This window comes from Arthrobacter sp. FW306-2-2C-D06B, from assembly GCF_021789175.1.
GTDB lineage: Bacteria > Actinomycetota > Actinomycetes > Actinomycetales > Micrococcaceae > Arthrobacter.
Window position 1 is genome coordinate 4,553,835 of sequence record NZ_CP084560.1, and the last position, 10,572, is coordinate 4,564,406.

Consider the following 10,572-nt stretch of genomic DNA (forward strand, 5'->3'; position numbering starts at 1 on the left):
GCCGACGCTGCGTCGAAACATCTTCCTCAGTAGCCCCAGGAGAATGACGATTGGCGCTCCCCGCGTCCACACGAGCTAGATTGCAACCTGGGCACATCGACGACCTCACGGCGGGTTGCAGGCTAGATCGGCAGGTAGGTCCGGAAAGCGCCGATCAAGGGGCTGAATTCGGCGCCTCGAAATCGGCCCTGGCGCATCAGAACCGACAACCAACCGTGGGACGGCGCGAGGGCGTCGGTACTGCATTCTGCACGGGAGCGCCCGCGAGGCTGGCCGGCCCTCATCACCATCCACTTGCCTCAGGGCAACCATTGGGCGATTGAACCGGGACTGATGGGGGGATAGGGTCCGATCGTGGCGGTCAGGTTCGCAAAAGCAGCGGCCGATAGCCAGTTCAGGGTCGTCGACCAGCAGTGGTCCGGGTCCAAGTAGACCCAGGAAGCTCCTCATTGACCCAGTGGTCGGGGCCTGAAGCCACAGCTCCCACGTAAGAAGCTTGTCGGAACAGGGTCCGAGACGACACTGACGAGACCCTGCACCGATGAGCGTGGCCACGGTGTCTAGTCCTGAATCACAGCGCCGCGCACGGCGCCGCGGGCGGCGCCGCGGGCGGCGCCCAGCTCGTTCCCATCGAGCTACAGCCCGGACTTCGGCAGACCCAGTTCCTACCTCACGCCTACTGATTTGATGTTACGAAGCCAGTCAACCATCAACGCGAGCGCCCGGAACGACCATCCAGACGCGAAAGGACTCTGGGCGCCGGATCGAACACGAACATGCAGCCCCCGCGCGACCCTTCGCAAGCCTGCACCCTCCCTCACTGAAAAGTGCAGGCATTGGAAGATTGGAACATTGGAAAGGCTGGCGCGTGCAGTGCTGATCCGCGTCCCAGCTTCTTCCAAAGCGCAAGCGAATCCACACGCACCGAGGAAGAGTTCGTATCCCCAGGGGAGTGAGTCCTGCGGATACGGACTGCTGAACGTCATCCGACGATTCCCCTTGCCGCGTATCCGTCCGGCCCGTGCGCCCCCGGCCTATGCGCCTCCGGCCCGTGCGCCCCCGGCCTATGCGCCCCCGGCCTGTGCGCCTCCGGCCCCGCCAACGGTTCTTTACGGCTCCATGCACTGACTCAAGTTCCGCGGGGCGCAGGCGGACGCTGCTTCAGAGTCGATTTGAAGGTCGCAAGGCCTTACACACTTGATTGCGAACCGGCACCGCGATCGCCGGAATGTCCTCGCCATGAATGAACCATACCCAAGCCAAGCGGGCGTCCGGTCCGCTGGATGTCAGCACTGTAGCCTCACAGTCTCAACGGCTGCCTTTCCCCTCAGGCGCGTATTGGTGTGCCTCTGCCGAAGGCCAGCCTGCGACTGCCCTTCCCCTTCAGGCGCGAAAGAGTCCCCGCTATTGGTAGCCGCGAGGCGGTCACAGTTTCACGTGAAACATAACCAGGCCATGGGCCTAAACTCGCTCACGTTAGCCTCGGAAATTTTCATGAGCCCCGAGCCTGCTGATTGGGACACGGACACTTGTGGACAACATAACACCGACCTTCGACAGCAGTTGCGTCGAGACTGCTAAAAGATATCCACCGAACGGTCCAAAGTTATGCACACAGTTATCCACAGGGATATCCACCGGGGAAAAGAGCCCGTCCGTCTAGCTCCTCAAGCCTGGTACGGACCGCCATTAGCCCTAACCAAAGCGCCGCTCAGCCTGCCCCTCGAAATCAGACATAGTCTGGGTCGGAAACTTCTCAAAGGCCCCCAAATTGGCCAAATTCCGGCCAAATCAAGGTGAAATCGAGCAATTTGAAGACGATGGTCCTGTTTCACGTGAAACAGAACCGGTGAAGAGCGCAAACACCACGCGCATCACAGCATCGGCCGGATAACGAGCCGCGGAGCTAGGACATTCGACGCCCCAACCCTGTCGACTTATCAACAAAGTTATCCACAGCGATATCCACCGCTGCCCTCAGACTTTTCAACAGCAGTTCGTAGGTGTCGGGGGTGTGACCATCGCGCAATGGCCACGCTTGGTCTTCCGCCGACCGAACGACTCCAGCACCGAGCCGTGCTTTTGTACGCCCGTTGACGTCCAGGACCGTCGATAGTTCCAACCGCTCTTTTAGAAGTAGCGGCCTGTGTAGTCTCAGTGTTCCGACGCTGACCACCCTAGAGACCCCTCCGGATGTTTCCACACCTCCACAATTCGAAAGCCGATGTGAACTGGCAGAGGTTCGCGCGCTCAACGTCCGCCGAGCATGCCGCGGATACGCCTCCGAGATTCACGGTGCCCGACGTCCCGGGTCCATGCGGATCCAGATGCGCCGCGGGTCGCTGTGCGGACGTCGCGCTACCAACGATTGGCTTGCCACTCAACTTGTCTTAGTGAGAACACCTCGCGTAGGTACGCCCGAACCAAAGGGCGCGCGCACCAGGAACGCGGCCGCGCCGGGAAGGGTAGGCCCGGAAAGGGTAGGACAGGCGAAGGCGCTAAAGATGATCCAGGCGGGATTGTGGGGCAGACTATTCTGCTCACCGCTACGCTCCACACGAGAGCCGCGGCCGTGCCACGTCCACGAATTGTCTTGCGACTATAGGCGTAGGCACCGTTAGCGGCTTCAGCACCGACCCTCCCACAACCACATCCCGAGCCGCTTCGGACTGCCGGGGACCGCGAACACCTTGCCGGTGGAGCCGTTGACGATACTGACCATTGGTTGCCGAGTCCCCGCCGAGGGCAAGCCGAGTCAACTCCCACCCTACGGCTTGGGATCTTCGCTCCGGATCCTGGGCGAGCCCCGCATCGAGGACGCAACAATCCCGACGGCCGGCTCGGACTCGAGCCGGGCTCATCAGTGCCGCCGGGGGCCAAGATGATCACGGAACGCTCCAGTATGTGCCAATCCAACCTTCAAACCAACAGGCGAGCAGTACCGGAGATCGGGGTCTCGAGCTCATGTCGCAGATGTCAGTAAAAGGGTTCAGCATCGCTTAGGTCCGGGATCTGCAGTGGCAATCGCTCGCAGTCCCAGACACGCGACGGATACCAGGGCGAGCAATCGGCAAGCCCTCCACCTAACGCTGCATAGTCCCGGATAGCTCCCCGCCCATGGCTGTGCCCACCGCGCCGACGCCAGCTCCTGCCAATTCCGCGTTCCAGACGCCGAAAACGCCGCCCAACACACGCGCCGCACCCCGTCGTGCGGGTCCGCGAGCGTGGAGATCCTGAGAACCCCCGCGAGCACACATCACGGGTAGACGATGCTTGTTTCTCCTTACGCCACGCTGCTCGGCCAGCCTGCCGGGCCGGGTCTGGTGGATCGTTAAAAGTTCGACGCATGGGAGCGAATAGTGGCGACTCATGGTCGAGCCCATTGCCACTGAGTCCATCACTACTAACGACAACCTTCCTTCAGATTCCCAACCGTAGACGCCGTGTCCCTTGAGGCGGCCTGATAGGCCTAGCCGAATGCAGGAAATCCCCTTCGTAAGGTGAGTGGACAGAACCAGGGCAAGCAAGCGGCGGCCTCTGAGGCGTCTCCCTAACCCAGTTCGCCAAACTTCTGTTACGTACTGCAAGTCAACTATCAAATAGCAAAGCGCAAACCCCGAATCGCTCTTGGCCCAGCCTGCAATCCTCAGTTTCACGTGAAACCGACCGCGTTGACTGGCTACCCCAGCGTGTCTACCAAGCCACTGGCGGACCGACCTGTCGAGCGAAGGCGAGATCAATGCGTGCGGCCAGCCAGGGGCGAACGCGCCTCGGCCAGCTGTTTCACGTGAAACATCCGCAGCTCAACGAGGCACAGAGAAGTTGGCCGACTTGGCACAGCATGCGCGGACCCCCCGCCCAGACCATTGGAGCGTAACCGACTGTAGTTCAGCCCAAGGTCTGGCGCTGTGCAGGCGCAGAATCTAGGTTGAAGGTTCTTTAGATGCCGCCCTAGCGCGGCCCTTGTCGCCAAACAGAAGGGAAGGGCGGACGAGCCCTGTTGTTCACATGAATCGCGAAGATCTGTACTCGCAAAGCAAGCTGGCAGGCCACGGCCGAAGCCTGGGGGAGCTCGACATTCCTGTCACGAACGCATGTTCCAGCGAACTCAAGCGGAAGCGCTTCAACAGACCACTTAAGTGTACGTCTGCCGAAGCTACCCAAATCGGCCCAACGCAGAGGGCAAATGACAAGACCGACTCCTACCTGCCTATGCGACGGCCCGATGGGTTTCACGTGAAACACACAAGTGACAACACGGAGCGCAGCGGCGGGCCGCGACGGACGCTCCAGGGAAGACGGGCGCTCCAGGGAAGACGGACGTTCCAGGGGAAAGCGTGCAGTACTGCTGCACCTGCAGCGGGACGGCCTCAAGGCGGCCGTACGAGTACAGATCTCCCTCTACGATGAACATCGCCACAGAATCCACTGATCTCCGTATGCCCTCAAGCAACCGTTAAATGAGAATGGGGCCCGCCTCCTCAGAAGCAAACCCCAATTCCGTAGAAATCGAGCGACTAGCCTTCGTCTCCGGGCGACAAAACATCCATGATGCGGTTCAGATCCTCAACGCTCGCGAACTCAATGCTGACTCGACCCTTTCGTGCACCCAAGGTGATCTTCACGTTGGTGTCCAATCGATCGGAAAGAGAAGAAGCAAGGTAGTCGAGGCGCTCGTGGCGAGCATTGGGGCGCGGAATGCTGTTCTTCGGCGGCACCGTAGGATCCTGGTACAACGCCACCGCTTCCTCAGTGGCGCGTACGGACATACCTTCGGAAACAATCTTCTGCGCGAGACGCTCCATCGCGGCCGCGTCCGGGAGAGCCAGCAATGCACGAGCGTGGCCGGCCGACAGCACGCTGGCCGCAACTCGTCGCTGCACCAGTGGAGGAAGTTTCAGGAGCCGGAGAGTGTTGGACACCTGCGGCCGCGAGCGTCCGATCCGATCGGCCAACTGTTCATGGGTGGTACCGAAGTCCTCCAGGAGCTGCTGGTAGGCAGCTGCTTCTTCCAGGGGGTTCAGTTGGCTGCGGTGGAGGTTCTCCAGCAAGGCATCGCGGAGGAGGTCGTCATCATTGGTATCGCGGACAATCGCGGGGATAGTTTCGAGTCCGGCGGCCTGTACAGCCCTCCAGCGCCGTTCACCCATCACCAATTCGTACGGTTCTCCACCCTTTTCGGTTGAAGTACGTACAACAATTGGCTGGAGGACGCCTATTTCCTTGACGGAATGAACCAGCTCCGCCATGTCGTCCTCATCGAAGACACTACGCGGTTGCTTGCGGTTGGGATGAATATCCCCGACGGGGATTTCGGCAAAGCGCGCCCCCGGAACTTCGACTAGCTGAACCTCGGGCGCCTCCGCAGGAAGCGACCCAGAAAAAGCGTCATCGGCAGTAGTCCCGGCTGGCTCAGAGGCGGCCGGCGATTCACGGGAGGCGACCTTCGCGGCAGGCGACTTCGCAGCAGGAGTCTTTGCCGCCGTCGTACTCTTGGACGAAGATCCCCGCGAGGGGGAACTCTTCGCAACTTCGGTTTCAGGAACCTCAGGCGTGTCCACCGTCTGCGCGGCTTTGCGCGCCTCAGGGAAGAACAGGTCCACAGGCCGGGACGTCGGAACGCCATTGCCCGACGCACCGGCCGAAGCGGAGCTGGGAATGAGAGCCCCAAGACCCCTACCCAGGCCTCGTCGCTTTTCGCTCATTAGTATGTCCCTCCGGTGGAATGGCAAGAATAGAGCCCGCCAAGGATATTGCAGTGATTAAGGAAGTCTAGCGCTCGGCGATTTCCGCGGCGGCTTCCATGTAGGACAACGCGCCGCTGGATGAGGGATCGTAGGTCATTACCGTCTGTTGGTAGCTCGGAGCTTCGGAGATGCGCACGGAGCGGGGAACCACGGCGCCGAGGACCTGATCCGGGAAATGTTGACGGACTTCGGAAGCCACCTGTGCGGCGAGATTCGTGCGGCCGTCGTACATAGTGAGGAGAATGGTGGAAACGACCAGGTCAGCATTGAGGTGCTTCTGGATCATTTCGATGTTCTTGAGGAGTTGGCTCAGGCCTTCCAATGCGTAGTACTCACACTGGATCGGGATGAGTACCTCGCTTGCCGCGCAGAATGCGTTGACGGTCAGCAGGCCCAGGCTGGGCGGGCAGTCGATGAAGATGAAGTCCAAGCGGCCTTCACCGTTCTTCGCGCGTTCCTTCGAATACACATCGATTGCGCGGCGCAGGCGCTGCTCGCGTGCCACGAGGGAGACCAGTTCAATCTCAGCGCCCGCCAGGTGAATGGTGGCCGGCGCGCAGATGAGATTGGGAATATCAGGGCAAGGTGCCACAACGTCACGCAGTGGAAGGTCGTTGATCAGCACATCGTAGATACTGTCGACGTCGGCGTGGTGTTCAATACCAAGAGCGGTGGACGCATTTCCTTGGGGATCGATGTCGATCACCAGGACATTGAGTCCCGCGGAAGCCAAGGCGGCCGCAATATTGACAGTCGTGGTGGTCTTTCCGACGCCGCCTTTTTGATTGGACACGGTGAAAATACGGGTCTTTTCCGGCTTGGGGAGCTCGCGTCCCACCAGCCGTTCGCGGCGCCGGGTCTCGTTGGCGAGTTGGCGCGCAATGGGGCTGGAGTCGTCGATGGAGTCCATGACGTTGTCGTGTCCGGCAATTAGGGTTTCACGTGAAACAGCAGCGTTCGCAACCGAATTGGTACGCATCAGCGCAGATTCAAAGGACGCCGAGGGTGCAGCCATGGCCCGAGCCGACCCCAAGGAAATAAATGGCGGGATCCGCTGGGTGGAGGTTTCGCTACTGCCCACTGTCACACTCTCACTCTCATTCGGCTCTAGCTGCCGTTCTCTAGCTTAACCGCTCAGTTGCGGACACGCGGGACACAGCGCCGAAGCTAAGCGATCTTCCGCTGTTTGTTAACGACGATCCTCACCACTGTGGTGGGTTCTTCCAGGAGCTCCTGCCCACAAACCACGACAGACGTTTCCACGCCGCCGAGCCTGCGGATGACTTTTGTTGCTTGCTCAATCTCCTCCGCAGCACTGCGGCCCTTGATCGCAACCACTTCACCCTTGCCGTTAAGCAAGGGAATGGTCAAGCCAGCCAGCTTGGTGAGGGCGGAGACAGCCCTGGCCGTGACGACGTCCGCGTCGACCATCCCCACCGCGAGCTCTGCCCGGGTGCGCATGACCGTGACATTGCCCAGCCCGAGGTCGTCCACTACTTCCTGAAGCCAAATGACGCGTCGCTCCAGGGGTTCGATCAGTGTGAGTTCAAGATCGGGACGTGCAATTGCCAAGCACAGGCCGGGAAGCCCCGCACCGGAACCAACGTCTGCAACGTGGCTTCCGTGGGCAATCACCGACTCGATGACCGCGCAGTTGAGAACGTGCCGGCTCCACAGGCGGGGAACCTCGCGCGGGCCAATCAACCCGCGCTCGGTTCCTGACGTCGCCAAATGCTCTACATACCGCTGGGCGAGACCAAGCCGGTCACCGAAAATCTTTTCTGCCGCCTGTAGTTCGGCTGCCGTGATTTCAACCATGATCCGTTAGTCGGTCGAAACCACAATGTGGCGGCCGGCGCCTTCGCCCTCAGACTCGGATACGAAACCGAGGTCGGCGACAGCGTCGTGCACAATCTTGCGTTCGTAGGCGCTCATAGGTGCAAGTGCAACGGAGGCGCCTGTCTCCTTGACCTTTGCAACGGCGTCTTCCGCAATCTGCTGCAGATCGCCGGCACGTTCCTTGCGGTAACCGTTGATGTCGAGCACCAGGCGCGAGCGGCTCTCAGTCGCCGACAGCACGGACAGGCGAGCGAGTTCCTGAAGGGCTTCGAGCACTTCACCGTCGCGGCCTACCAGGCTCTCAAGCCCCTCAGAGTCGTCTTCAGCCGCGATGGAGATGTAGGTGCGGCCATTGCGGATCTCGATGTCGATGTCGCCGTCGATGTCGGCAATGTCGAGGAGTTCCTCAAGGTAGTCTGCGGCGACGTCGCCCTCTTCCTCGAGGCGGCTCACGGAAGTGCCCTTACCTTCAGCAGCGCCCTCTTCGGAAGTTTCTTCCGTGGCTTCTGCCAATTCATCGGCGGCAGCCGCCGTTGCCTCTTCGGTGCTTTCAACAGACATTACTTCTTCTTCCTGTTCTTACGTTGTGGCTGGATGCGCTGCTGGGCCTTGACCTCGACGGCGGCAACTTCGGCAGCGACGTCTGCGTCCTTCTTACCGCCCAGAAGGGGGTGGGACGGCAAGCCCTTGGCGGCGCGACGCTCAGCAAGCGCCTTCGCTGCGGGGGATCCCGGCGTCGGCATGCGGCGGATGACAAAGAACTGCTGGCCCATGGTCCACAAGTTGGTGGTGGTCCAGTAGATGAGCACACCAATCGGGAAGTTGATGCCACCCACACCGAAGACGAGCGGCAGGATGTAGAGCATCATCTTCTGCTGGCGCATGAACGGGCTGGCCATCGCCTCTTCGGACATGTTCTTGGCCATGATCTGCTTCTGCGTGATGAACTGCGACGCCGTCATGGCCAGGATCATCACGATGGAGAGGACCCACACGGCCACGACATCGCCGCCGGCGGGTGTCCCGTGAAGCAGTGTCGCCGAGAGGGGGGCACCGAAGATGCTGGATGCATCGAACTGCACTACCTGCTCATGGCTCAAAGCACCGATGCCGGTGCCGCTTTCCTTCGCGGCACTGATACCGGAAAGCACCTGGAACAGGGCGAAGAAGAACGGCATCTGGATCAGCATGGGCAAACACGCCGAGAACGGGTTGGTGCCGTGCTTCTTGTACAGCGCCATCTGTTCCTGGGCCATCGCCTGGCGGGAGAGCTGGTCCGTCTTGCCCTTGTACTTCGCCTGCATCTTCTTCAGATCAGGCTGAAGCAACTGCATGCCCCGCTGGGCCTTGATTTGCTTGACGAAGACAGGGATCAGGGCGGCACGGATCACCAGCACCAAGCCGATGATGGACAGCGTCCAGGTCCAGCCGTTTTCCGGCGGCAGGCCAATGAAACTCAGCCCGTCGTGGAACCCCAGCATGATAGCGGACACTAGCCACTTGAACGGGGCCAGAATTGTTCCAAAGATGTCCATACGTTTTCCCTATTTCCTCAGGCCGCTGTGCGGCGACCGTCTTCATCAGACCACACAGCCAGGGACTGGTCCGGGTTGTTCAGTACAACAATTGTGGGCGTCTGGCCTTCGGGCCAGTGACGATGTCCGGCGGGGACGTGGTCCACGCCGCCGGCGTTCCAGGGGTGGCAACGCGCAAGGCGCCGCACTGCGAGCCAACTTCCCTTGACGGCACCATGCACCGTCACCGCTTCCAGGGCATACGCCGAGCAGGATGGGAAGAACCGGCACACCTGGCCGTACAAGGGAGAGATGATCCTGCGATACGTCTTCAGCAAGATGATGAGGACGTTGCGCGGCAACTCCCACAGAAATGTTCCGAGGATCTTTGGAGAGACCCTAAAGAAGCGGACGACGGCGGAGCTCAGCTCATGCACGCGGTGTCCCTTCCGTTGTGGTGCCCTGGGTGGGCGAAACAACACGCGGAGAGGATCCGCCGAGCCGTTTCGTGGTTGCCGCCAAGGCGGCGTTGTAATCCGTCAGCAGCTGGTCCCAGCTCGCCGTCGCGGCCGCGGGCAACGCCCGGACCACAACAGCAAGACCCGTGCCATGTCCTTTCAAAGACAAAGCACCTGCTTCTCTCAGTCTCCTCTTAACGAGGTTCCTGGTCACAGCGTTCCCGACAGCTTTGGAAACGATGAAGCCGATGCGGCTCGGTTCTCCGGCACCGATAGGTGCCGTATATAACACTAAGTTCCGGCGTCCATTGCGGACGCCGGAACGTACAGTTGTTGAAAAGTCGGTAGAAGTCCGCAGACGATTACGGGTGGCTAGCACCTATTGACTCGCTTGGAAGGCTGACCGACGAGTCAGTTATTTAGGCCGACAGTTCGACGCGGCCCTTGCCACGACGGGCGGCCAGGATGGCACGGCCGGCACGGGTGCGCATACGAAGGCGGAAGCCATGCTTCTTGGCCCGACGGCGGTTATTCGGCTGAAAAGTCCGCTTGCTCACGTTAGTTACTCCAGTGGATCAAAGGTGCGCCCACCCGATCAAAAGGGGAAGAACTGGCCGACGCTAAGTTTATTGAGTATCCGCCGCCGCCCAACGCCGGAATTACCGGAGGTGCGGGTGGTCGAAAAGCGGACACATAGGACTTCACAACGTTAGGGCAAAAAGACCCCCCAGGTCAAACCGGGAGCCGCGGTGCCCGTTATCCCCAGCTGTGGCTAACTACGCACGCCAGCCTGTGGATGAAGTGGCTCACAGACCCCGTTTCAGAACCACAACCGTGTAATTATCCACAAGCTTCTTCCCAGCTATCTTCTGGAGTTTCCATCCCCTAGAGTGTCTCAGTAGCCGATTATCCACGGACTGTGCATAACCCTGTGGATTCGGTTCGGAATCCACTCATGGTTTGGACCTTCGGCTGCCGCAATCCAGGCAAGCAAGCACTCGAGGGAACCAATTG

General features: G+C 60.5%; 8 protein-coding genes. All 8 read right to left on the reverse strand.

Annotation, left to right across the window (positions count from 1 at the left end):
• Window positions 1-4,517: 4,517 nt before the first annotated feature.
• Window positions 4,518-5,705, reverse strand: coding sequence for a ParB/RepB/Spo0J family partition protein (locus tag LFT47_RS21305; RefSeq protein WP_236813917.1), 1,188 nt, complete (start codon window positions 5,703-5,705; stop codon window positions 4,518-4,520).
• A gap of 67 nt (window positions 5,706-5,772) precedes the next feature.
• Window positions 5,773-6,828: a ParA family protein gene (locus tag LFT47_RS21310; protein ID WP_236813918.1), complete on the reverse strand. Its 1,056-nt coding sequence runs from the start codon at window positions 6,826-6,828 to the stop codon at window positions 5,773-5,775.
• 86 nt (window positions 6,829-6,914) lie between these two features.
• Window positions 6,915-7,565 carry a 16S rRNA (guanine(527)-N(7))-methyltransferase RsmG gene (gene rsmG, locus LFT47_RS21315; protein WP_236813919.1) on the reverse strand — a complete coding sequence of 217 codons (651 nt, stop codon included), beginning with the start codon at window positions 7,563-7,565 and terminating at the stop codon, window positions 6,915-6,917.
• A gap of 6 nt (window positions 7,566-7,571) precedes the next feature.
• Entirely contained in the window at window positions 7,572-8,147 is a 576-nt protein-coding gene (locus LFT47_RS21320; RefSeq protein WP_236813920.1) for a Jag family protein, read from the reverse strand.
• Window positions 8,147-9,121 (reverse strand): membrane protein insertase YidC, encoded by a 975-nt coding sequence (gene yidC, locus LFT47_RS21325; RefSeq protein WP_236813922.1) that lies wholly within the window; start codon window positions 9,119-9,121, stop codon window positions 8,147-8,149. The genes LFT47_RS21320 and yidC overlap by 1 nt, the downstream gene beginning before the upstream one ends.
• Window positions 9,122-9,138: 17 nt before the next feature.
• Complete coding sequence (gene yidD, locus LFT47_RS21330) at window positions 9,139-9,537, reverse strand: membrane protein insertion efficiency factor YidD (RefSeq protein WP_442863421.1); 399 nt, start codon at window positions 9,535-9,537, stop codon at window positions 9,139-9,141.
• On the reverse strand, window positions 9,530-9,937 hold the full coding sequence (rnpA, locus tag LFT47_RS21335) for a ribonuclease P protein component (RefSeq protein WP_236813924.1): 408 nt from the start codon (window positions 9,935-9,937) through the stop codon (window positions 9,530-9,532). Before rnpA ends, yidD begins: the two co-directional genes overlap by 8 nt.
• Window positions 9,938-9,977: 40 nt before the next feature.
• The gene (gene rpmH, locus LFT47_RS21340; RefSeq protein ID WP_011776797.1) at window positions 9,978-10,115 is read right to left on the reverse strand and encodes a 50S ribosomal protein L34; all 138 of its coding nucleotides are present in this window, start codon (window positions 10,113-10,115) and stop codon (window positions 9,978-9,980) included.
• Window positions 10,116-10,572: the final 457 nt, after the last annotated feature.